This is a genomic window from Streptomyces sp. NPDC005492 (assembly GCF_040605995.1).
Taxonomy (GTDB): Bacteria; Actinomycetota; Actinomycetes; order Streptomycetales; family Streptomycetaceae; genus Streptomyces.
The window spans coordinates 47969-69058 of sequence record NZ_JBEXDX010000018.1 but is presented as its reverse complement, the minus strand read 5'-3'; the positions used below and the strand labels follow the sequence as shown (position 1 = coordinate 69058).

Here is a 21090-nt window from a genome sequence, read left to right as displayed (position 1 = left end):
AGCGCACGACGCAGCGGGCATCTGACCGGGCTGACGAACAGAGGCGGGCCGCGGCGCGGGCGGAGGAGCGACGTGCCGAGCAGATCAGGACCGTGCTGGAGTTCATCCGGTGCGCGCTGGAGGCTGAGGGTGTTGCGCATGCGCGGCCACCACATTGGGAAGTCGGTGATGACTGGTATGTGACGGCCAGGCCCGCGATGGACGGTCTCCGAATAGCCGAGAAGAGCATCGAGTTGCTGTGTGCGACTGGCCTTCACTCACCGGCGGCCGCCTACGCCCGCGCCCTTAATCAAGCGGTCTGGCAGGAGCGTGACGAGGGGAGCCTGGCCGAGCACCTGGAGCCGTTCAAGGCGGATTTTCTCGCTGCAGCACGCCGCGGCCTGACCTGACGTCAGAGGTCATAGCCACTCGTTGACGGCAGCGATCAGTACCTCGTGGCCACGGCTCGGTGCCTCTTGAGGCGATGGATGCCACGGCTCGCGAGACAGCCGGTATTGCTTGGTCGTCCAGGCCGGGTATCGAGAGTGGATCTCTACACCTGACGCTCGGCTCGCCGTGCGGCTTCGATGAACGAGTCGACCGAGGCCAGATAGTCGTCAACGGCCTGTCGGAAACCCTCGGCCTCGTGGATCTCCTCCTCGGCGGCTATGAGGCGGACGTACGCCCTTCCGGAGGCTGTATGGACAGCGTTCGCCGCCGCTATCGGCTCGGGGCGGCATTCCAGGGAGACGACAGCCAGTGAACGCATGAACGGTCCGTAGGCATCACGCAGTTGATCCCGAAGCTCTGAGAGAGACGCACGGCGCGCCTCTTCGTCCTCCACCCTCAAATACCTGGGGATCCGACGGTACAAGATCCCCATGTCGTTGGCTTGCTGGATGAAACCGAGATGTGTCGCTCTGCGTGCCTCGCGCTTCCGGGCGACTTCCGCGGCTTCAGCAGCCGCCTGCGCCTGCACACGAGCGGCTTGGGCGTTACCTTTGCTGGTCACCCAACTGGCCACCACTGCTGTGGCCGCAGTCAACAAGGCCACCCACAGAGCGCCATCGTCCATGAGGCACAGTGTGAGTCACACTGACCAACTTGCCCACGGTTCCTACGCAAGAGGGCTCGTCTCGTGGCGACGCGGTGGTCGTTGCGCCGCGTCCATGCTGGAGTGAGGCCCTGGTCGCCCAGGGACCGGGGCCTCCTCGCACATCAGTTCATCGTCGCGCCGATGGTCGTCGACCCCGTCGTCAGGAACGTCGTCGTCGGCAGCGCCCCACTCGCCGACCGCGCCCCATACGCCGTCGTCGCGTCCGTCGACTTGAAGGCCGGGGTGGCCACGCCGCTGTCCCAGTTGTTGGCCGCGGAGACCGTCGACGAACCGAGCTTGTCCAGGCCGCCCGCGTTGCTGACGGCGAGGTTGCGGGCGAGGCGGGCCTTGCTGGTGGCGAAGTAGAAGCCGGCCGAGGCGTTGGAGTAGGCGGTGTTGCGGTTGAGGACGATCGCGCCGGTGTTGGAGTTCTCGGTGAAGCCGTTGAGGGTGTTGTCCCAGGCCGCGTTGTCGTTGACGACGTGGGCGACCGAGACGCCTCCGCCGCCGAGCTTGAAGCCGTTGCCGTTGCCCTCGAAGGCGGAGTCGTTCCAGCGGTTCTTGCCGTTGCCGAACGACCAGGAGTGCTCGATGGTGACCGGCGAGGAGAACTGCCACAGGTCCAGGCCGTCGTCCGAGTTGTTGTACAGGCGGGCGCCCGTGACCTTGTTGCCGGTGCCGGAGCCGAACTTGATGGCGATGCCGTCGGCGTTCTGGCCGTGTCCGGCGGCGTCGTAGTTGCCGTAACTGTCCAGGTTCTGCACGAGGTTGTTCGTGGTGCCGTCGCCGCGCAGGGTGAACCCGGAGTCGCCGTTGTTCGCGGTCACCAGGTTCTTGAAGATCCCGCCGACCGAGGAGGTGGCGACGAAGCCCTGGGCCGGGGAGTTCTGGAAGGTGAGGTTCTGGACGGTCCAGTAGTCGCCGTAGATCCCGGCCAGCCACTGTCCTGCGGGCAGCTTGGAGCCGTCGATCTTCACCTTCTCGGTGCCGTACGCCTCCAACGTGATGCGGGCCGAACTGGTGCCGTCCGCCGTGGACTTGAGGGTCGCGGCCGGGGTGTAGGTGCCCGCGCGGACCTGGATGACCGTGCCGGCGGTGGCGTTCGCGACGGCCGTCTCCAGTTGGGCGGTGGTGGAGACCGTGACCGTCGACGAAGCGGCCTGGGCACCGCCGTTGTTGAGGCCTAGGTAGACGCCGCCCGCCCCTGCGGCGACGGCCACCGCGGCGGCGATCGAGAGGGTGCGGGTCCTGCGGTGGCGTCCGGTGCTGGTGCGCACGGCGTTGGTTCCTTTCCTGGATGAACACGTGGACTGCTTCGCTCACGAAACGGGCCGGAGGGGCCGCCCCGGCCCGTTTCTGAGTCCTTGTCGCCGCCACGACCGGAAAGGGTTGCCGTGGCGGCGGAGGAAGGGAGAAAAAAGATCACGCGACCGATCAAGCGGACGGATCAGCTCACGAAGTACGTCGGGTTCGGGATCTTGTACGTCTTGTCGGCGTAGCCCCCGTCGAGGTCCGAGTACTGGTCACCGAAGTTGGCGATGATGTCGTACCCGAGGGACTCGATGTGCTTCCTGGTGCCGGACTTGTACTGCACGGTGGTGCAGGTCCAGGTGCCGACGGTGGCGCAACCGCTCAGGTACGACGGCGGGTTGTCCGCGTCCTTGAGGAACATGTGGTCGGCGTCGAGGTTGACGTCGGCGCCGACCTTCTTCAGGTTGTCGACCGCGTAGGTGCGCTGCGACTCCTTCAGACCCGAGTTGTAGAAGACCGTCACGCCCTTGGACGCGGCGTACTTGACCAGCTCGGGGGTGCCGAAGACCTCCGGGCGGTTGGCCTGGGCGACATACGCGGCCCAAGTGGCCGAGCTGTAGCCGTAGTTGTTCTTCTTCTCGTAGTCGAGGCTGAGCAGCAGCGTGTCGTCGATGTCGAAGACGACCGCGGGCTTGACGCCCTTGTGGTGCTTGCGGACGGCCGCGTCGATGTACTTCTTGGCGGACGCGTCGATACGCGCCAGGTCCTTGGCGTAGGGGCTGGTCGCCGAGGCCTGGTACACGCCGTTGCTGTCGAGCGTGGTGCCGTAGTAGGTGTCGATGTCCTTCGTCAACAGGCCTATGTTGTACGGCTCGTGGGTCGAGTTGGCCGTCGACTGACCGGCCGTGGCGACGCCCGTTCCGTACAGGGCGGCACCGGCTACGACGCAGGCGGCGCCGACGGCGGCCGCTCTGAGGGACTTCCGCATGGAATCTCCGGATCTGGGGATCTGCTTGATGAGTGATGCGCCAGGTCAGGGATCATCTACGCGCATCACGCACCCAACGCGCGAGCGCCGTTACCGGATTGGTATCGGATTCATGGGAAGCCCCTCTTCCACTTGAGTGGCGAACAGGTGAGGTCGACTCGGGTCAGTTCATCGTCGCGCCGATCGTCGTGCTCCCTGTCGTCAGGAACGTCGTCGCGGGCAGCGTTCCGCTCGACGAACGGGCGTTGTACGTCGTCGACGCGTCCGTGGAGATGAAGGACGGGGTGGAGATGCCGGAGTCCCAGTTGTTGCCGGCCGAGGTGACCGCGGAACCCTTGGTGACCGAGCCGCTGCCGTTGCTCACCGCGAGGTTCTTGCCGAGCTTGGCGGAGCTGGTGGCGAAGTAGTAGCCCCAGTTGCCGTTGGCGTACGCGGTGGTGCGGTTGATGTAGAGGGCGCCGGTGTTGGAGTTCTCGGTGAAGCCGTTGCCCGCGTTGCCCCAGGCGGCCGAGTTGTTGACGACGTGCGCGACGACCTCGCCGTCACCGCCCAGTTTGTAGCCGTTACCGTCGCCCGCGAACGCCGAGTCGGACCAGCGGTTGACGCCGTTGCCGAAGGACCAGGTGTGCTCGACGGTGACCGGCGTGGAGAAGGACCAGAAGTCGATGCCGTCGTCGGAGTTGTTGTACAGGCGCGCGCCGGTGACGAGGTTGCCGCTGCCGGAGCCGAACTTGATGGCGACGCCGTCCGCGTTCTCACCGTGCGTCGCGGCGTCGTAATTGCCGTACGAGTCAAGGTTCTTGACCGTGTTGTTGACGGTGCCGTCGCCGGTGAGCGTGAAGCCGGAGTCGCCGCCGTTGATGGTCTTGACGTTGCTCCAGTTGGTGCCGGTGCAGGACTGGCAGACGACCGCGCTGTCCGGGGAGTTCTGGAAGGTGAGGTTGGAGACGTTCCAGTAGTCGGCGGTCAGCTTGAAGATCCAGGAGCCCGCCGCCATCGACGAGCCGTCGATCTTGACCGTCTCCGAGCCGTACGCGGTGAGCGTGATCGGCGCGGAGGAGGTGCCGTTGGCCGTCGACTGGAGGGTGGCGGTCGGGTAGTAGGTGCCGCCGCGGACCTGGATGACCGTGCCGGCGGTGGCGTTCTTGATGGCGTTGGACAGGTCGGTGGAGTTGCTGACCACCACGGTCGCGGCGTGCGCCGGGGTGGCGATCACGGCGAGTCCGAGGGATGCCGTGGTCACGGCGAGTGCGGTGAAGGTGCTGATACGACGCATGACGTGCGGGTCCTTTCGTCGATCAGGGCTGAGCCGACCAGGGTTGGGTCGGTCAGGTTGAGCGGAGGGGTCGCCAGTCACCGAGGTAGGTCGCGGGGGTGTGCAACCCGGCCTCGGCCGGCGTGAGTTGGGGCCGGTTCTCCGGGACGGTGATCACGGAGCCCGGGCCCGTGTTGCGGTACTCGTTGAAGCGCATCGACTGCCAGGGGTAGGCGTCGCGCATGTTGACGTAGGGCGCGACCGGGTCGATGCCGGGCCCGATCCGGGTGTCCCGTACGACGAGGGACGGCCAGGCCGTCGTCTCGTACGACGGGACCCACGGGCGGGCCAGCTTGTAGGCGGCGTCCTCGGCGCCGGAGGTGATCCGGGAGCGGACCGCGAGGATGCCGCGCGGGTTGGCGCGGGCGGTGGACGGGGCGAAGACCATGCCCTTGGGGGTGAAGGTCACGTCCCGCTGGAGGGTGTGGAAGTGGCAGTCCGCGAAGACCGCGGTGGCCCGCCCGAAGACGAAGTCGACGTCCCCCTCGATGTAGCAGTGGGTGAAGTACTGCCGGTCGAAGGCGTCGAGTGCCGTCGTGTCCACGAAGAGGGTGTCCTGGTGGGCCAGCAGCCGGACGTTCGAGAACAGCGAACGGTCGCCGGTCACATACGCGGCCACCGCCTGCGTCCCGGTGATCTCCGGGTGGTCGGCGCGCAGCCAGTCGTTGGCGAGTGTGAGGTCGCGGACGGTCAGCCCGGACGCCGCCGAGGTGAAGGTCGCGGAGCCCGCCGTACCGTAGGTGCCGGAACCGTCCGGTTTCTGCGTCCCGTTGGCGTTGTCGAAGACGATGACGGTGTCGCGCGGATCGCGCGTTGCGCCACGCAAGGTCAGCTCACCGGCGCTCGCAGGTACGTTGACGACTTCGCGGTACGTCCCCGGGTGCACGACGATCGTCCAGTCGGCGCCCTCGACGGCGTCCACGGCCGCCTGCACCGAGTCACCCGGCCGCACGTGCAGCGCACGGCGACGGTCCAGCGCTACGGCGGGCCCGGCACCGGCGGCCACCAGTCCCCCGGCGATCCCGGTCAGGAGCGTGCGTCTGCGCAGAGCCATCTCAGTGCCTCCGCCCCGGTGTCCAGTCGCCGAGATAGGTCGCGCGGGTCGCCGACTCGGCTTGTGCGGTGGTGAGTTGGGGGCGGTTTTCCGGAACGCTGATCACGGCGCCGGGGCCGGTGTTCCGGTACTCGGCGAAGCGCTGGCTCTGCCAGGGATAGGCGTCCGACATGTTGGTGTACGGCGCCACCGCGTCGATCCCGGCACCCAGCACCGTGTCCCGCACGGTGAGCATCGGGTGGGCGGTGGTGTCCGAGCCGGGCACCCAGGGGCGGGCCAACTTGTAGTAGCCGTCAGGGGCTTGACTGCTCACCCGGCTGTGCGTCACCAGGTAGCCCTTAGGGTTCGCTACCGCCGTCGAGGGCGCGAAGACGAAGCCGTACGGTGCCGTCGCCAGGTCGGTGCGGTTCAGGGTGCGGAAGTGACAGTGGTCGTAGACGGCCGTCGCCCGCCCGAAGACGAAGTCGACGTCTCCCTCGATGTAGCAGCGCGCGTAGTACTGGCGGGCGAAGACCCCGAGGGCGAGCGAGTCGGCGTACAGCGTGTCCTGGTGGCCCAGGAAGTGGCAGTCGAAGAAGGCCGAGCGGTCCCCCTGCACCTTGATCGCGACGGCCTGCGTGCCGGTGATGTCGGGGTGGTCGGCGCGCAGCCAGTCGTTGGCGAAGGTGATCCGGCGGGCGGTGAAACCGTCGGTGCGGATGAGGGTGGTGGCCGAGCCGGAGGTGCCGTAGGTGCCCGAACCGTCGGGTTTCTGGGTGCCGTTGGCGTTGTCGTACACCACGACGACATCGCGTGGGTTCTCGCTTGCGCCGATCCAGGTCATCTCGGAGGCTGCCGTGCCCAGTTGGCCGGTCGCCGGGCCGGTGACTCCGGCGGTGACCGTCTCGCGGTAGACGCCGGGGGCGATGACCAGGGTGTATCCGGCGCCGGTCGCGGCGGTGACGGCGGCCTGGACGGTGGTGAAGTCGCCCCGGCCGCGCTGGTCGACGTACAGGGTGAGCGGGGTGAGGCGGACGGCCGGTGAACCGTAGCGGCCGAACGGGCGCGGCCTGCTCGTCGCCACGGCCGGGATCGCGGCGAGACCGAGCGCGGCGCCCGCGCCTGCGCCCGCCGTGAGGAATCCCCTTCTGGACAAAGGCAGTTGAGACAGAGGGAGTTGCAGGGAGTGGTGCGAGGGCATGCGGATGCTCCTTCGCGTGCGGCTCGTGAGGTGTGCGCCGGCGCCGGGCCGGTCGGGAGGAACCGGCCCGGTTTCGGTGTGGCGGTGTCAGCGCAGGCGGCCGGAGCCCGCGCCGCGGTCGACGAGGAAGGGCACGGCCTTCGCGGGGTCGATCTTGGTGCGCAGGGTCGGGGTCCAGCCCGCGCCGGACTGGAGGATCTCGCTGGGCACACCGGCGTTGTGGACGGCGATCAGATCGGTGAGCTCGCCGTTGACGTAGTTGTCGTCGGCGGTGAGCGGCGCCTCGGACCACTTCTTGACGATGGTGGCCTCGGAGATGCCGGCCGGGACCGTGAACGCGTTGTGTTCCGCGACGAGTTGGGACTCCAGGCCGATGCCGTAGCTGTAGCTGTATCCGGGCTCGGCGACGAAGTGGTTGTTGTAGGAGTCCACTTGGCCGAAGCGGACGCGGGGTGCGCGCTCGACCAGGTTGGAGAACAGGTTGTGATGGAGCGTCACCTTCAGGTGGCCCCGGTCGACGGCGGCGGTGGAGGCGCTGTCGCTGTTGCCGATGAGGATCGTCTTGTCGTGGTCGGTGAAGACGTTCCAGGAGGCGGTGACGTAGTCGGCGCCCTTCACGATGTCGAGTTCGCCGTCGTGTTGTTCGAAGATCCGCCCGAAGTATGTGGGCAGGGTGCTGTCCGGGTGGTCCCCGTCGGTGAAGGTGTTGTGGTCCAGCCACACATGGGTGGAGCCGTAGATGACGGCGCTGTCGTACTCGGAGTTCCAGTTGCCCGTGTCACCGTCGGTCGGGTCCCACTGCGGGAAGCAGTCGAGCGGGCTCTCGAAGGCCAGGTTGCGGACGATGACGTTGTCGACCGCCGTGATCTGGAGGCTGGCGCCCTTGAAGCCGGCGCCCTTGCCGATGCCGATGATGGTGGTGTTGGCGGGGACGGACGCCTTGATGGCGGTGTTCTGGTTGGCGGCCGACACTCTGCGCAGGCCCTCCTGGCTGTCGGCGGGTTCGTTGTCCAGGTTCTGGTCGTAGCCCCAGACGGCGGGGTCGTAGGTGGCGAGGTACTGGGCGAAGTCATAGCCGGGCGCGGCGAAGGAGTCGCAGCCTTCGGCGTTGGCCTCGATCGTGCCCTTGACTCTGATGATCTTCGGTGCGGTACCGCCGGCGGCGAGGGCGGCCTTGAAGTCGGTCCAGGTGGAGACGGTGTAGACGTGGTCGGGGATGGCGGCAGCGCCGCCGCTGGTGCCGGTGCCGTAGGAGGCCCACCCGTCACTGGCGCCGAGGGTCTCGCGGGCGAGGCTGTGCGGATGGGCCGAGGCGGTGGTCGTGGTGGCGGTGAGGGCCAGGGCGGTGCAGCCGACCAGCATTGCTATGACGCGTGCATGACATATCTGTGTGCGCACTGTGCGGGTCTCCTTGCTCAGAGCTCCGAGGCGTCCGTCGCCTCGGACCAGGTAATCCAGGACGTGGGGATGTCGTCGCGCAGCCGGACGACGTCTCGCGGCGCGAGCACCCGGGTACGGAGCAACTCCCGCGCCACGAGCCGCGCCACGGCGATCGCGCCGGGCGGATTGAAGTGCGTGTTGTCCTGCTCGGTGTCGGTCCAGTTGAAGTAGACCTTCGTCTCCTCGACCCCGAGCCGCTGCCACAACGCCAGCGACAGCGCCTCGATGTCGAGCAGCGCGACCCGCTCCTGCTGGGCGAGCGCGCGCATCGCCGCCGGGTAGTCGCCGTGCGTCGGCACGGCGTTGCCGTCGACGTCGAACCTGCGGCGCTCGACGGGGGTGGCGAGCACGGGTCGGGCGCCATGGGCCCGGGCCCCTTCGATGTAGAGCCGCAGATAGTCCTGGTACGTGGTCCAGGGCTCGGTGTAGCGGGTGGGATCGGCGGTCTTCTCGTCGTTGTGCGCGAACTGGACGAGGAGGAGATCGCCGGGCCGGATCGTCGCGAGGATGGCGTCCAGCCGCCCCTCGTCGACGAAGCTCTTCGAACTCCGGCCGTTCACGGCCTGGTTGGAGACCTTCACGTCTTTCCGGAGGAAGAAGGGAAGGGCCATTCCCCATCCCGTTTCCGGGGCTTCGGTGGAGTATTTCTGGGCGGCGGTGGAATCACCGGCGATATGGAGAGTCCGCCGTCGAACACCGGCGCCCCGTAAGGGAACGGCGGCGAGGGCACCCAACGCGACTTGCCTACGGGTGAGGGACACGATTGGTTCACCTTCCGACCTCTGGGGGGTGCGGGGAACTGCGCGCGACCGGCCCGCAGTTCCCCGCGATCCGAAACCACCGAACTCAGTGGTTCTGCTTCCAATCCGCCTGCGCCTTGTTCAACTGGTCGGCCAATGTGTCCAGAAACTGCTTCGCCGTCATCTTCCCCAGCAGCAGCTTCTGGAAGTTCGGCTCGTTGTCGGCCTTGGAGATGGTGTTCCAGTCCGGCAGGTAGTACGGCAGTTGCACGATCTTCGTGTCGGCCCCGTTGAGCGCCTCCGCCGCCAACTTCGTGGGCTCGGACTTCTGGATCCACGCGGCGTCCGCGGCATCCGTATTCGCCGGAACCTGACCGGCCGACTCGTTGTACTTCGAGTTCTCCTCGGCGGAGGCGGCGAACTCGATGAACTTCCAGGCCGCTTCCTTGTTCTTGCTGGACTTGAACAGGCTCAGCCCGTCCACCGGGTTGGAGATCTGCACCCGGGTGCCGTCGTCCAGCGTCGGATTGGGAATGCCCTTGAACTTGTCCGCGCCCAGCGCCTTCAGGTGGTCCTGGTAGGAGCCGAGGTTGTGGCTCAGCATGCCGATCGTGCCGCTGTCCCACTGCGCGACCATCTTGGTGAAGTCGTTGTTGAGGTCGGCGGACGGGGTGTCCTTCTTGTACAGGGCGATGTACTTCTCCAACGCGGCAACGTTCTTGGGGTCGTTGACCGTCGTCTTGTCGCCGTTCCAGAACGAGGTGATGCCGGTCTGCCCGTACACCGCGTCGAGGGCCGGCGCGATGGAGCCCTCTCCGCCCCGGATGGTGAAGCCGAACTTGTTCTTGGCCTTGTCGGTGAGCTTGTCGGCGGCGGCGTAGAACTTCGCCCAGGTGGTCGGCGCGTCCAGACCGGCCGTCTGGAACAGGTCGGTGCGGTACCAGAGCGTGCCGTTGTTGGCCGAGGTCGGGATCTGGTACAGGGTGTCCCCGCCGCCCGCGCTCTTGCTGACGTCGAGCAGGTTCTGGCTCAACTTGCCGTTCAGGGAACTGGACTTGAGCCGGCTGTCCAAGGGCTCCAGCGCCCCCTGCACCGCGACCTCGGCGAGCACCGCGGTACCCACCCCGCCGACGTCGGGCAGCCCGCCGCCCTGGATGGCGGTGTCGTACTTGGACTGGGCGCTGGCCGCCGGTATGCCGACGTACTTGACCTTGATGTCGGGGTTCTTCTTCTCGAAGTCCGCGATGATCTGCTTCCAGATGTCGGTACGGACGCCGCCGTTGTTGTCCCAGAAGGTGATCGTGCCCTTGCCGGACCCCTCGTCGCCCTTGTCCCCCGCGCCGCCGCTGCCGTCGTCGCCGCAGGCGGTGGCGGTCAGCGCGAGCACGGAGCCCAGGGCGACGGCCATCGCGGCACGCCGGCTTCTGCGGATGCTGGTCTTCATAGGTCGGCTCTCTTCTTGTGGGTCCAACGGGGTGATGACGTCATGGGGGGCTACTGGCAAGCGCTTGCTACGGAGGTGCGTCATGGCGACTCCCAACAGGCGTACGGGCAGGGCGAGTCAGTGGAGCGGGCTGATCCGGAACCGCGTGAACGTGGCCGCGCCGGCATGTCCCGTGCCGGCGGGCGCGAGCGCGAAGAGCCCGAGCAGGGCACCGACCCAGCGCCAGGGGGTGGCCGCGAAGACCTGACCGGTCGGGCGCGGCCCGCCCCCGACGTCGTAGAAGAGGCGGCAGCGTGCTCCGGCGCCGATCTCGATGCGGAGTTGGACCCGCTCCTCGGGTGCGGGGCAGGACTCCCCCGCGTCGCGTTCCCTCCCCCACTGCCCGAAAGGCGTGGGAGGTGCCCCCACGGCCACGGGCTCGGCGAACCGGTGCACGAAGCGCACCGCTCCGTCCGCGCCGCGCTGGAGTCCGATCCAGGTGTACGCGTCCCCGAGCACGGCCAGTCCGGCGCGTGCTCCCAACTCCGCGCTGTGCAGCCGCAGTTCGACCTCGACCGCGACGGGTGTGCCGGGGAGCCGCTGAGTGAGGAGGTGCGGGAGCCTGCGCAGGTCGTGTGCGTCGGGCGAGCGGACGCAGGTCAGGCGCAGGCCGTCGCCCGAGTGGTGGGTGGCCCAGCCGTCCCGGGGGTTCGCCGTCCACTGCCACTGGCGGCCGTAGCGTCCGCCGGGGAAGTCGTCGTCGGTGGCGGGCGCTGCGGGCGGCTGCGGCGGCAGGTCGGGTTTCCGGTGTACGGCCACGGGGGCGCCCTCGTCGCCGATGACCGGCCAGCCTTCTTCACCCCAGCGCATCGGCTGGAGATGGACGACGCGGCCGTAGGCGCCGCGCTGCTGGAAGTGCAGGAACCAGTCCTCGCCGGTCGGGGTGCGCACCCAGGCGCCCTGGTGGGGGCCGTTGACGTCGGTGTCCCCTTGTTCCAGGACGACCTTCTCCTCGTACGGCCCGAAGAAGCCGCGGGAGCGGAAGGCGCCCTGCCAGCCGGTCTCGACTCCCCCGGCGGGGGCGAAGATCCAGAACCAGCCGTCGTGCCGGTGGACCTTGGGGCCCTCCAGGGTGAACCAGCCGGGGAGGCGGTCCGCGTCGACGATCACCTTGCCGTCGTCGAGCAGGGATGTGCCGTCGGGGTGCATACGGTGGCCGGTGAGGCGGTTCTTGATGCCGGAGCGGGACCTGGCCCAGGCGTGGACGAGGTAGGCCTCGTCGTTCTCGTCGTCCCATAGGGGGCACGGGTCGATCAGGCCCTTGCCCTCCTTGAGGAGGTGGGGGCGGGTCCAAGGGCCTCGTATTTCAGGGGCGCTGATCTGGAAGATGCCCTGGTCGGGGTCGCCCCAGAAGATCCAGAAGCGTTCGTCGTGGTGTCTCAACGCCGGTGCCCAGACGCCGCAGTCGTGGCGCGGGGTCCTGAACTCGGCCTTCGGCTCCAGGTGTTGGAGGGCGTGGCCGACCAGGGTCCAGTTGACCAGGTCGCGGGAGTGCAGCAGCGGCAGGCCCGGTGCGCGGCCGAAGCTGGACGCGGTGAGGTAGAAGTCGTCGCCGACGCGGACGACGTCCGGGTCGGACCAGTCGGCGTTCAGGACGGGGTTGGTGTACGTCTCCTGCGTCACTGGCCGACCGCCTTCCGCACCAGCACCGCCGCCTCGGCCGGGTCGAGCAGGCCGTCGGCGACGACGGTGACGATCCGTCGTACGACCGTGTCGCCGGGCGGGACCGGCAGCCGCTCGGCCGGGGCCAACGACGAGCCCACGCCCGGGTATTCGGCGGTGCGGACGAACCACGGGTCCTGGCGGGTGCGGTCCGTGGCCCCGGCGAAGACCAGGGTCCAGCCGGTGCCGGCGAGGGCGAGCCAGTCGGCGCGGGTGCCGTGGACCTCGGGTTCGCCCTCGCGGTCGGCGGTGAAGACGCTCGGGGTCTCGGCCTCCTTGCGGGCCCGCCAGAAGAAGCCGCCGTACGCGGCTCCGGGGCGGCCGTTGGTGGCGGGGCTGCCGATCGACAGGGGGTCGGACGTCACGTTGGTGAGCGAGAAGGTGAAGTCCAACGCCCAGGCGGTGTCGGTGAGTTCGGTGGCCGCGACCGTACGGCGTTCACGCAGCAGCTCGGCGCCGGAGGCCACCCAGCGCAGTTCCTCGACGAAGCCGTCGGGATCGCGGAGCTGGTAGGCGGAGTGCCGTTGGGCGCCGTGGTTGTCCAGCTCGACCGGTCCTTGGTCGCGGACGTAGGTGCGGCCGCCCCAGAAGTTGTGCCCCTCGACGTCGGGAACGGCGACACCGACGCCGAGGTGGTGGGCGTGGTCGACGGGACTCAGTTCGGTGACCGCGGTCCCGGCCAGGGTGGTGACGGGGTGCAGATACGGGCGCGGGGAGAGCCGGGCGGGCAGCTCGGGCCGGGTGACGTACCGGGCGACCGGGCGGCCCGCGACGCGCAGCACCGGCGTGTCGTGGGTGATCATCAGGTGCTCACCTCTTTCGGTGGGGCCCAGGGGGCGCCCAGCTCTGAGTAGAGGGCGAGGGTGTCGGCCGCCGCCGTGACCAGTGCGTCGATGCCGGGGACCACCCGGCGGTTCTCGGTGGGGATCAAGTGCCAGGCGTTGGCGGGCAGTTGGGCCGGGTCGGGGGCCTCGCGAATCGCTTCGACCACTTTCATGAAGGCGCCCGTCGAGTCCGGTTCGACCAACAGCTCGTCGCCGTCGACGAGATGGGCGACCAGGTTCTCCAGCAGATCGGTGCTGCCGTACTCGAACTCCTCCGGACCGTGGCCCGCGCGCTGGAGCAGGGCGCGGTCCTGCTTGTACCAGTAGGTGATCCGGCCCTGGCTGCCGTGCACCAGGACGTAGGGCTCGCCGGGGTGTTCGGCGCACAGGGTCACGGCGACGGTGACCGGGCGGCCCTGGACGGTGGTGACGCGGACGCAGGAGGTGTCGTCGGACTCGATGTCGTTGGCGCGCGCGAGTTCGGTCTCGATCCGGGTCACGTCCTCGGCGCGGGTCGTGCCGTTGAGGGCGAGGGCGGTGGCGACGGCGTGTGCGAGGGGGTTGGTGAGCGCGCCGTCGATCACGTCGACACCGTTCAGGCGCCGCTTGCCGGCCCAGGGGGCGCGCCGGTAGTACGCCTCGTCGCGCGCCCAGGCGCCGGCCCCGCCGACCCCGGTCAGGCTGCCGATGGCGCCCTCTTCGATCAGTGCGCGGATCGCGGGCACGGCGTGCGAGCCGAGCGACTGGAACCCGATCTGGCAGACCACTCCGGCTGCGGCGACTCCGTCGGCCATCCGGCGGAACTCGGCGTACGACGGCGCGGGCGGCTTCTCAAGGAGCAGGTGCACGCCTCGCTCGGCGGCGGCCAGGGCGAGGTCCGTGTGGGTCGGGATCGGGGTGCAGATGACCGCGACCCGGGCGCCGGTGGAGTCGAGGAGTGCGCCGAAGTCCGGTGACTGGGCAGGGAGTTCGCCCCCGAACTCCTCCTCGGTCAGCGGGGTCAGCTCGCAGATTCCGGCGAGGCGCACGAGGCCCTTGTCCTGGAGCCGACGGATGTTCTCGACGTGCCAGCGGCCGTGGCCGCGGGCGCCCGCGAGGACGACCGGGACGGGCATGGAGACGGGCGCCGCGGTGGCGGGCGCGGCGGCCGGTGCGGTGAGGGTCGTAGGACCGGTCTTGGGTGTCACGCGTGTCATGGGATTCTCCCTGCTTCGACGATCTTCGCCAGCAGGGTAAGCGGTTGCCTCATCCCTTCACCGCCCCCGCGCTGAAGCCGGTGATCAGCCACTTCTGGATGAAGGCGAACACGATCACCACGGGTACGGCCGCGACGATTCCGCCGGCCGCGAGCGCGCCCAGGTCGACGCTGTCCGCGCTCATCAGGGTGTTGAGGCCGACCGGGATGGTCTGCTTGCTCTGGTCGGACAGGAACATCAGCGCGAACAGGAAGTGGTTCCAGGCGTGCACGAAGGCGAAGGAGCCGACGGCGATCAGCCCGGGCCGCAGCAGCGGGAGGACGACGATGCGGAACGCGGTGAGGCGGTTGCAGCCGTCGACCCAGGCGGCCTCTTCCAGGGACTGCGGGACGTTCCGGATGAAGCCGCTGATCAGGATCATCGACAGCGGCAGTTGGAAGACGGTCTCCGCGATGATGACACTGCCGAGCGAGTTGATCATCTGGAGCTTGGCGAAGATCTGGAAGAGCGGGACCAACAGCAGCGCGCCCGGCACGAATTGGGAGCAGAGCAGGGCCAGCATGAAGGTGCGCTTGATCCTGAACTCGAAGCGCGCGAGCGCGTAGCCGCCGGCCAGCGCGACGAGCGTGGTGAGAATCAGGGTGGCCACGCCGACGTAGACGCTGTTCTGGAAGTAGACCCCGAAGCTTCGCTCGGTCCAGACCTTCTGGAAGTGGTCGAAGGTCATCGGCCAGGGCACCAGGGAGGTCGAGCCGGCCGGGCGGAGGGCGAAGAGCAGGATCCAGTAGAAGGGGATCAGGGTGAAGAGGAGGTAGATCCCCAGGGGGAGGTAGATCTGCCAGCGCGGTACCTCGTCCCAGGCGCGGCGGGCCTTGCGCGGCTGTCGCGGGGCGACGGACTCCTGCTCACGGGCCGGGGCGATCTCGGTGATCACTTGTCGCCACCTCCGAACTTGCTGAGCCGCAGATAGACGATCGAGAAGAACAGCAGGATCACGAACGCGACCGTGGTGAGGGCTGAGGCGTAGCCGAAGTTGTGGGCCTCGACGCTGGTGTTGGCGACATAGAGCGGGAGCGTGGTCGTCTCGCCGGCCGGGCCGCCGCCGGTCAGGGTGTAGAGGAGGTCGACGTTGTTGAACTCCCACACCGCGCGCAGCAGCGTGGACAGGACGATCGCGTCCTTGAGGTGCGGCAGGGTGATGTGCAGGAACTGCTTGAAGCGGCTGGCGCCGTCGACCTCGGCGGCCTCGTAGAGGTCCTTGGAGACGGACTGGAGGTCGGCCAGGATGAGGATCGCGAAGAAGGGGACGCCTCGCCAGAGGTCCGCGACCACCGCTGCGGAGAAGACGGTTGAGGGGTCCGACAGCCAACTCGTGCCGTACTGGCCGACTCCCATGTCGGCGAGGTAACGGGTCACGCCCGTCTGGGAGTTGTAGAGCAGCACCCAGATCGCGGAGGTCAGGACGCCCGACACGGCCCACGGGGAGAACACCAGCGCGCGGCCGATGGACCGGCCCACGAAGGTCTGGTTGACGATCAGCGCGAGCGCGAGCCCGAACAGCAGTTGCAGGCCGACCTCGACGACGACCCACTTGGCGCTGAAGGTCAACGTGTCCCAGAACTGCGGGTCGTTGGTGAAGGCCTGGGTGAAGTTGTCGAAGCCCGCGAAGCCGTTGCGCCACGGTTTGGTGGGGTTGTAGTTCTGCAGGCTGTAGTAGAAGACGCTGATGACCGGGTAGGCGATGAAGCCCAGCATGAGCAGTCCGGCCGGGGCGATCAGCAGGTACGGGAGCCTGCGCGGGGTCGCGGATCCACGGCGCCGCCGGGGTGGCGCAGGCGGTTTCGCCACGGCTGCGGCTTGGGCCATGACTGTTCTCCGTTCCAGTGGGGCGGGTACAGCAGGTGCGGATGCAGCGGGTACGGATGCGGCAGGTGCAGGAAGCGCTTGCTCGGCGGGCGCGCGAAGGCAGCGGGTGCTCAACCGGCGTACGGGTCCGGCACCTTGCCCGGCCGGGCCAGGAACTCGAAGTCGCAGCCGGTGTCCGCCTGGGTGATCTGTTCGTTGTAGAGCGCGCCGTAGCCGCGCTCGTACCGTGCGGGCGGCGGTGTCCACTCCGCCCTGCGTCGCTCCAACTCATCGTCGTCCACGTTGAGTTGGAGGGTGCGCGCCTCGACGTCCAGGGTGATGGTGTCCCCGTTCCGCACGAGCGCCAGCGGTCCGCCGATGTACGACTCGGGCGCGACGTGCAGCACGCACGCGCCGTAACTCGTCCCGCTCATCCGGGCGTCGGAGATCCGGAGCATGTCCCGGACGCCCTGCTTGAGCAGATGGTCGGGGAGCGGGAGCATGCCGTACTCGGGCATGCCCGGTCCGCCCTTGGGGCCCGCGTTGCGCAGCACCAGCACACTGTCGGCGGTGATGCCCAACTCCGGGTCGTTGATGGTCCGTTGCATGGTCCGGTAGTCGTCGAAGACGATCGCGGGGCCGGTGTGCTTGAGCAGGTGCGGTTCGGCGGCGATGTGCTTGATGACGGCGCCGTCCGGGCAGAGGTTGCCGCGCAGGACGGCCACCCCGCCCTCGTCCGCGACCGGGTTGTCGCGGGGTCGTATGACGTCGTCGTTGTGCACCCGCGCGCCGGCGAGCTGTTCGCGCAGGGTGTCGTGGGAGACGGTCGGCCGGTCCAGGTGGAGCAGGTCCGTGATCCGGGAGAGGAACCCGGGCAGGCCGCCGGCGAAGTGGAAGTCCTCCATGAGGTACGTCCGGCCGCCGGGCCGTACGTTCGCCAGGACCGGGACCGTACGCGCGATGCGGTCGAAGTCGTCGAGCGTGAGCCGGACGCCCGCGCGGCCGGCCATGGCGATGAGGTGGATCACGGCGTTGGTGGAGCCACCGAGGCCGAGGACGGTGGTGACCGCGTCCTCGAAGGCCTCCTGGGTGAGGATCGACGAGAGAACACGCTCCTTGTGGACTTGTTCAACGATCCTTATGCCGGATTGCGCGGCCATCCGATCGTGCCCCGAGTCGACGGCGGGAATGCTCGACGCGCCCGGCACGGTCACGCCCAGCGCCTCCGCCGCGGCCGTGAGCGTGGACGCGGTCCCCATGGTCATGCAGTGCCCGGGCGAGCGCGCGAGGCCGCTCTCCAGTTCGGTCAGCTCGCAGTCGCCGATGAGGCCGGCGCGCTTGTCGTCCCAGTACTTCCACATGTCGGTGCCGGAGCCGAGGACGTCGTTGCGCCAGTGCCCCGGCAGCATCGGTCCGGCGGGCACGAACACGGTCGGCAGGTCGACGCTCGCGGCGCCCATGAGCAGCGCGGGAGTCGACTTGTCGCAGCCACCCATGAGGACGGCCCCGTCGACCGGGTAGGACCGCAGCAGTTCCTCGGTCTCCATGGAGAGGAGGTTGCGGTAGAGCATCGGGGTCGGCTTCTGGAAGGTCTCGCTGAGTGTGGAGACCGGGAATTCGAGGGGGAAGCCGCCCGCCTGCCACACGCCTCGCTTGACCGCTTGGGCGCGCTCACGGAGGTGCACATGACAGGGATTGATGTCCGACCAGGTGTTGAGGATCGCGATGACGGGCTTGCCGAGGTGTTCCTCGGGGAGGTAGCCGAGCTGGCGGGTGCGGGCCCGGTGGCTGAAGGAGCGCAGCCCGTCGGTGCCGTACCACTGGTGGCTTCTGAGCTCTTCCGGTGACTTCACAGGGACCATCCGGCGGCTATCGCGGCGACCTCGTCGCGCTCGCTCTCGGGCAGGGGCTTGCTCGGCGGGCGGACCTCGCGGCGGCACAGGCCGAGGGACGCAAGCGCTTCCTTGACGATCGTGACGTTGTTCGCGGAGCCGTTCGCCGCCCGTAGTTCCTCGAATCGGCGGATCTGCTCCCACACCTTCATCGCCCCGGGATAGTCCCCGGATCGAAGCGCTTCGATCATGTTCAGCGAGACGGACGGGGCGACGTTCACGAGCCCCGAGGTGAAACCGGTGGCGCCCGCCGAGAAGTAGGAGGGCGCGTACGGTTCCGCCAACCCGGCCACCCACACGAAGCGTTCGAGCCCCGCGTCCCGGGCGAACGCGGCGAAGCGGGCCGCGTCCGGGACGGCGTACTTGACGCCGATGACGTTCGGGCAGTGGTCGGCGAGTTCGGCGAGCCGGGCGCCGAGCAGTTGGGCGTTGCGGATGTAGGGCACAACGCCCAGGTCGGGCACGGCCTCGGCGATGGCACGGTGGTAGTCGACCCAGCCGCCCTGCGAGACATAGGGGTGGACGGGCTGATGGACCATCACCATCTGGGCACCGAGGTCGCGGGCGTGCTGGGCGGAGGCGATGGCGGTGGGCACGTCGTGTCCGACACCGACGAGGACGACGGCGCGGTCGCGGGCCTCGGCGACGGTCAACTCCGTGACGAGTCGGCGCTCTTGAGGGGTCAGGGCGTAGAACTCGCCGGTGTTCCCGTTGGGCGTGAGGATGCGGATCCCGCCGTCGAGCAGCCGGCGCAGCAGGGCCCGGTGCGTGTCCTGGTCGACGCTGCCGTCCTCGGCGAAGGGGGTCACCGGGATCGCCACCACGTCGGCCAACGCGGCCCGCCCGGTCTCGAACGCCGCCGTCATGCCTGACCGTCCTCTCCCTGGGCCGCCGACTCGGCGTCGGGGAAGGCCCGTTGCACGAACGACGCGATGTGGGCGTGCAGTGCGGTCGCCGCGGCGTCCGCGTCGCCGTCGAGGGCGAGCCGCAGGATCTCGCGGTGTTCGCCGGCCTCCCGTTCCCAGGAGGGCGAGGCGGCCCAGGCGACGGCGGAGACGAGGGCGGCCTGGTCGCGGACCTCGTCGAGCATCCGGCCGAGCAGCGGGTTACCGCAGGGCAGGTACAGGGCGCGATGGAACTCCCGGTTGGCGAGGGAGCGTTCGGCGGTGTCGGTGGCCTCGTCGGCGCGGGTCAGGGCGGAGCGCGCGGCGTCCAGGGAGGAGCCCAGCCGTACGGCCCGCCTCAGCGCCTCGGGTTCGAGGAGCAGCCGGACGTCGTACACCTCGCGCGCCATGTCCGCGTCCACCATGCGCACCGTGACGCCCTTGTACTGGTTCATCACGACGAGCCCGGTACCGGCCAGGGTCTTGAGCGCCTCGCGCACCGGGGTCTTGGACACCCCGAACTGTGCGGCGAGTTCGGTCTCGACCAGCGGCTGACCAGGGGTCAACTGCCCGGTGAGGATGCGGTGTTTGATCGCGTCCAGCACGTACTGCGTGCGGGACGGGATCGGCGTGGGCACAGAGGTCATGCGCGCCTCTCGGATGTCACGTGGCTGCGGTCGCGTATCCGATCTCAGGTATCTGATCTCGCGTATCGCGTCTCATATATGACGTACGAAGTACGACGCGTTGAAGGTAGGAGCGGCCCTGTGTTTCGTCAATGCTTCTGACAGAAGAACGAGAAAGCGCTTCACATGGTCTTGGTGACGCCTTCGAGGGCGGCGGAGGTCCGGCCGGGGAAGATCGCGGCGGCGCGTTCCAGGGCCGCTTCCCTGGTGAGGGTGGGTCCCACGTGGGTGATGAGGAGTTCGCGCGCGCCCTTGGCGCAGGCCCCCGCGTCCTCGGGTGTGAGGTGCACCTGGCGTTCGCCTTCGCGATGCCGGTCGAGGTCGGCCTCGCAGAGGAACACGTCGGCGCCGCCCGCGAGTTCGGCCAGCGCCTCGCAGGGGCCGCTGTCCCCGGAGTAGCCGAGCACACTCCCCTGGCACTCGGCGCGCAGCCCGTACGCCTCGGTGTCGTGGAGGACGGCGCGGGCGGTGAGCCGGAGGTTCCAGTGCCGGACGGCGTGACCGTCGTAGAGCGGCCGGAAGTCGAAGACACCGCTCAGGAACCGTACGTCCGGCTGCCCGAAGAAGCCGGCGAGCCGGGCGGCGCAGGCCTGCGGGGCGTAGAGCGGGATCGGTGCGGCCGGGGCCATCCCGCCGAAGGCGAACGCGTAGGCCGCCGCGAGGAGATCGGCGCTGTGGTCGGCGTGCAGATGCGAGACCCAGATCGCGGTGAGCCGTGCCGGATCGGTGTGCCGCTGCAACTCCGCGAACGTGCCGGTGCCCGCGTCCATCCACACCTCGGCGCCGCCGCCGCGCAGCAGATATCCGGAGCAGGGGCGGCCGGGGCGCGGATGCGGGGAGGCGGTGCCGAGGACGGTCAGGCTGAGGGGCATGGTGGGGAAGAGTACGGTTCCGGGACCCTCCGTACTCATATTTCAGGGCGTTCCACGACGCCTGGCCCGGGAGCGCCCGGCCGTCAGTACCCTGACGCGGTGATGGCCACCACTCTCCTGTCGAGGGCGATGAGCGGCACCGTCGACCCGCCCCTGCTTCCGATGCCGGATCGTGTCGTCGAGCTGCTGCCGCGACTTGGCAGCCCGCCGCGGCTGGCGGCGCACCTGCGGGCGGTCCATGACGTCGCCCATCAGCTCGTCGACTGGGTCGAACGGCACTGTCCGGCCGCGGAGTTCGACCGCGAGGCGGTGCTCTTCGGGGCGGCGACGCACGACGTGGGCAAGACGGTGCACGTCTCCGAACTCTCCGGACCGGGCGCGGCGCACGAGGAGGCGGGCCGAACTCTCCTGCTCGACCACGGAGTTCCCCCCGAACTGGCCTGCTTCGCCGCGACGCACGCATCCTGGACGCGGTCGGCTGTCGGCCTGGAGGACCTCCTAGTGAGCCTCGCCGACAAGGTCTGGAAGAACAAACGCGTCCCCGACCTGGAGGACCTCGTCGTGGCCCGGCTCGCCGAGGCGACGGGCCGGGCGGTGTGGGAGGAGTTCCTCGCGCTCGACGAGATCCTCACCGGGATCGGCGACGGGGCGGACGCGCGTCTGGCGTTCCAGTCGTCGTTCCCGGTCCACGTGTGAGACCGGT

The 21090-nt window shown here is 68.9% G+C and carries 20 protein-coding genes; 2 read left to right on the top strand and 18 right to left on the bottom strand.

Features of this window, described 5'->3' with window-relative positions:
- The first annotated feature begins 92 nt into the window (after window positions 1–92).
- A complete protein-coding gene (locus ABZT04_RS24120; RefSeq protein ID WP_356059034.1) occupies window positions 93–389 on the top strand; it encodes a hypothetical protein in 297 nt (98 codons plus the stop codon).
- A 143-nt stretch (window positions 390–532) separates the two neighbouring features.
- On the opposite strand, the gene ABZT04_RS24115 is transcribed toward ABZT04_RS24120, so the two are convergent.
- The 18 genes from ABZT04_RS24115 to ABZT04_RS24030 all read right to left on the bottom strand — a co-directional run bounded on the left by ABZT04_RS24115 (window position 533) and on the right by ABZT04_RS24030 (window position 20387).
- Window positions 533–1054: a hypothetical protein gene (locus ABZT04_RS24115; protein ID WP_356059033.1), complete on the bottom strand. Its 522-nt coding sequence runs from the start codon at window positions 1052–1054 to the stop codon at window positions 533–535.
- 143 nt (window positions 1055–1197) lie between these two features.
- Window positions 1198–2352 (bottom strand): right-handed parallel beta-helix repeat-containing protein, encoded by a 1155-nt coding sequence (locus ABZT04_RS24110; RefSeq protein WP_356059032.1) that lies wholly within the window; start codon window positions 2350–2352, stop codon window positions 1198–1200.
- 170 nt (window positions 2353–2522) lie between these two features.
- A complete protein-coding gene (locus tag ABZT04_RS24105) occupies window positions 2523–3314 on the bottom strand; it encodes an HAD family acid phosphatase (protein ID WP_356059031.1) in 792 nt (263 codons plus the stop codon).
- Window positions 3315–3477: 163 nt separating this feature from the next.
- The gene (locus tag ABZT04_RS24100) at window positions 3478–4590 is read right to left on the bottom strand and encodes a chondroitinase-B domain-containing protein (RefSeq protein WP_356059030.1); all 1113 of its coding nucleotides are present in this window, start codon (window positions 4588–4590) and stop codon (window positions 3478–3480) included.
- A 52-nt stretch (window positions 4591–4642) separates the two neighbouring features.
- Window positions 4643–5677 carry a pectinesterase family protein gene (locus ABZT04_RS24095; protein WP_356059134.1) on the bottom strand — a complete coding sequence of 345 codons (1035 nt, stop codon included), beginning with the start codon at window positions 5675–5677 and terminating at the stop codon, window positions 4643–4645.
- Between the two features lie 7 nt (window positions 5678–5684).
- Entirely contained in the window at window positions 5685–6863 is a 1179-nt protein-coding gene (locus tag ABZT04_RS24090; RefSeq protein ID WP_356059029.1) for a pectinesterase family protein, read from the bottom strand.
- Window positions 6864–6950: 87 nt separating this feature from the next.
- Complete coding sequence (locus tag ABZT04_RS24085; protein WP_356059133.1) at window positions 6951–8225, bottom strand: pectate lyase; 1275 nt, start codon at window positions 8223–8225, stop codon at window positions 6951–6953.
- A gap of 53 nt (window positions 8226–8278) precedes the next feature.
- Entirely contained in the window at window positions 8279–9064 is a 786-nt protein-coding gene (locus ABZT04_RS24080; RefSeq protein ID WP_356059028.1) for a rhamnogalacturonan acetylesterase, read from the bottom strand.
- A gap of 85 nt (window positions 9065–9149) precedes the next feature.
- A complete protein-coding gene (locus tag ABZT04_RS24075) occupies window positions 9150–10487 on the bottom strand; it encodes a sugar ABC transporter substrate-binding protein (protein WP_356059027.1) in 1338 nt (445 codons plus the stop codon).
- Window positions 10488–10604: 117 nt separating this feature from the next.
- Window positions 10605–12149, bottom strand: coding sequence for a family 43 glycosylhydrolase (locus ABZT04_RS24070; protein WP_356059026.1), 1545 nt, complete (start codon window positions 12147–12149; stop codon window positions 10605–10607).
- Window positions 12146–12991 (bottom strand): PmoA family protein, encoded by an 846-nt coding sequence (locus tag ABZT04_RS24065; RefSeq protein WP_356059025.1) that lies wholly within the window; start codon window positions 12989–12991, stop codon window positions 12146–12148. Before ABZT04_RS24065 ends, ABZT04_RS24070 begins: the two co-directional genes overlap by 4 nt.
- Window positions 12991–14127 carry a Gfo/Idh/MocA family oxidoreductase gene (locus tag ABZT04_RS24060; protein ID WP_356059132.1) on the bottom strand — a complete coding sequence of 379 codons (1137 nt, stop codon included), beginning with the start codon at window positions 14125–14127 and terminating at the stop codon, window positions 12991–12993. The genes ABZT04_RS24065 and ABZT04_RS24060 overlap by 1 nt, the downstream gene beginning before the upstream one ends.
- Window positions 14128–14257: 130 nt before the next feature.
- Window positions 14258–15142, bottom strand: a complete 885-nt coding sequence (locus tag ABZT04_RS24055) for a carbohydrate ABC transporter permease (RefSeq protein ID WP_355912783.1) — start codon at window positions 15140–15142, stop codon at window positions 14258–14260.
- The gene (locus tag ABZT04_RS24050) at window positions 15139–16074 is read right to left on the bottom strand and encodes a sugar ABC transporter permease (protein ID WP_356059024.1); all 936 of its coding nucleotides are present in this window, start codon (window positions 16072–16074) and stop codon (window positions 15139–15141) included. The genes ABZT04_RS24055 and ABZT04_RS24050 overlap by 4 nt, the downstream gene beginning before the upstream one ends.
- A 110-nt stretch (window positions 16075–16184) precedes the next feature.
- On the bottom strand, window positions 16185–17915 hold the full coding sequence (gene araD / locus ABZT04_RS24045) for an L-arabinonate dehydratase (protein WP_356059023.1): 1731 nt from the start codon (window positions 17913–17915) through the stop codon (window positions 16185–16187).
- A complete protein-coding gene (locus tag ABZT04_RS24040) occupies window positions 17903–18811 on the bottom strand; it encodes a dihydrodipicolinate synthase family protein (protein WP_356059022.1) in 909 nt (302 codons plus the stop codon). The genes araD and ABZT04_RS24040 overlap by 13 nt, the downstream gene beginning before the upstream one ends.
- Complete coding sequence (locus tag ABZT04_RS24035) at window positions 18808–19476, bottom strand: GntR family transcriptional regulator (RefSeq protein WP_356059021.1); 669 nt, start codon at window positions 19474–19476, stop codon at window positions 18808–18810. Before ABZT04_RS24035 ends, ABZT04_RS24040 begins: the two co-directional genes overlap by 4 nt.
- A 161-nt stretch (window positions 19477–19637) precedes the next feature.
- Window positions 19638–20387 carry an MBL fold metallo-hydrolase gene (locus ABZT04_RS24030; protein ID WP_356059020.1) on the bottom strand — a complete coding sequence of 250 codons (750 nt, stop codon included), beginning with the start codon at window positions 20385–20387 and terminating at the stop codon, window positions 19638–19640.
- A 102-nt stretch (window positions 20388–20489) separates the two neighbouring features.
- On the opposite strand from ABZT04_RS24030, the gene ABZT04_RS24025 reads away from it, so the two are divergent.
- Window positions 20490–21083 (top strand): HD domain-containing protein, encoded by a 594-nt coding sequence (locus ABZT04_RS24025; protein WP_356059019.1) that lies wholly within the window; start codon window positions 20490–20492, stop codon window positions 21081–21083.
- Window positions 21084–21090: the final 7 nt, after the last annotated feature.